Origin of the sequence: Streptomyces sp. SBT349, from assembly GCF_001083795.1 — a bacterium.
Taxonomy (GTDB): domain Bacteria; phylum Actinomycetota; class Actinomycetes; order Streptomycetales; family Streptomycetaceae; genus Streptomyces.
Genome location: NZ_LAVK01000654.1, coordinates 1 through 1514, shown reverse-complemented (window position 1 = coordinate 1514; position 1514 = coordinate 1). Strand labels below are relative to the sequence as shown.

Sequence of the window (1514 nt, the reverse complement as noted above, 5' to 3'; positions counted from 1 at the left end):
ACCCGCCAAACCAACCTCGCCGCCTACGCCCACCAAGACCTCCCCTTCGAACGCCTCGTCGAAATCCTCAACCCACCCCGCACCCTCACCCACCACCCCCTCTTCCAAACCATGCTCATCCTCCAAAACAACACCCGGCACCACACCACCCTCGGCGACCTCGAAGTCCAGAGCCAGCCGGCAACTCCGTCCGGCGCAAAGTTCGACCTGTCGTTCAGCGTGGGTGAAGTCGACGGAGGCGGCCTGGCCGGAGTACTGGAATACGCCACCGACCTCTTCGACCGGACCACCGCCCAGAGCCTTTCCCAGCGCCTGACCCGAACACTGACCGCACTCGCACACCACCCCACGACACCGATCAGCCACATCGACATCCTCTCCCCGCCGGAACGCCACCAGCTCCTGATCGAGTGGAACGACACCCAGCGAGAAGTCCCACCAGCGACACTCCCCGCCCTGTTCGAGGCACAGGCCGCGGCAACACCGCACAACGTGGCGGTCGTCTGCCAGGACACCGAACTCACCTACGCCGAACTGAACACACGGGCCAACCGCCTCGCCCACCTCCTCATCGACCACGGCATCGGCCCCGAGAGGGCCGTGGCGCTGATGATGGAGAGATCCGCCGATCTCGTGGTCGCCGTGATCGGCGTCGCGAAATCCGGCGGTTGGTGCCTGCCTCTCCACGAGGCTTATCCGGATGCCCGGGTCAAGCGCATTCTCGATGAAACGCACCCGTTGGTGCTGTTGGCGGACGAGGTCTCGCGGGAACGAGCGTCGTCCCTGCACGAGAACGTTGTGGTTCTCACGCCCGACGTCATGGAAGGGGTGGAACACCAGGCGAATCCCGGGGTCGACCTGCATCCCCATCACCCCGCCTACGTCATCTACACCTCGGGTTCCACCGGCCGCCCCAAGGGCGTCGTCGCCACACAGAGCAACGTCGTGGACCTCGTCGAGGACGAGTGCTGGCGCTCGGGGCACGAGAGGGTTCTGCTGCACTCGCCCCACGCCTTTGACGCGTCCACTTATGAGACCTGGGTCCCCCTGCTCTCGGGCGGCACCATAGTGGTAGCGCCCCCGGGGGCGCTCGATCCGGAATCCCTCCGGGCCGCGATTTCCGGTCAGAAGGTGTCGGCCATCTTCCTCACCACGGGGCTCTTCAATCTCGTGGTCGACGAAGATCCGTCGTGTTTGAGTGGCGCGAGCCAGATCTGGACCGGCGGGAACTCGGCCTCCGCTGCGGCGTTCGAGCGCGCCCGGAATGCCGTTCCGGACACCCGCATCATCCACGTGTACGGACCTACTGAGGCCACCACCTTCGCCACGTTCCAGTACACGGATAACGCGCACGCCGATCTCGCCACGGTTCCTATCGGCAGCCCCATGAGCAACACGCGTCTGTATGTGCTTGATGACGTGCTTGGGCTTGTGCCGCCGGGTGTGGTGGGTGAGTTGTATGTGGCGGGGGGGGGGCGTGTGTCTTATACACATCTGACGCTGCCGACGAAGAG

1 protein-coding gene is annotated in these 1514 nt (G+C 65.1%); it reads left to right on the top strand.

The window, feature by feature from the left end; translation table 11 throughout:
* Positions 1-63: 63 nt before the first annotated feature.
* Positions 64-1514 (top strand): AMP-binding protein (locus ADY01_RS35550; protein WP_234320552.1); only part of this gene is annotated, 1451 nt, incomplete at its 3' end.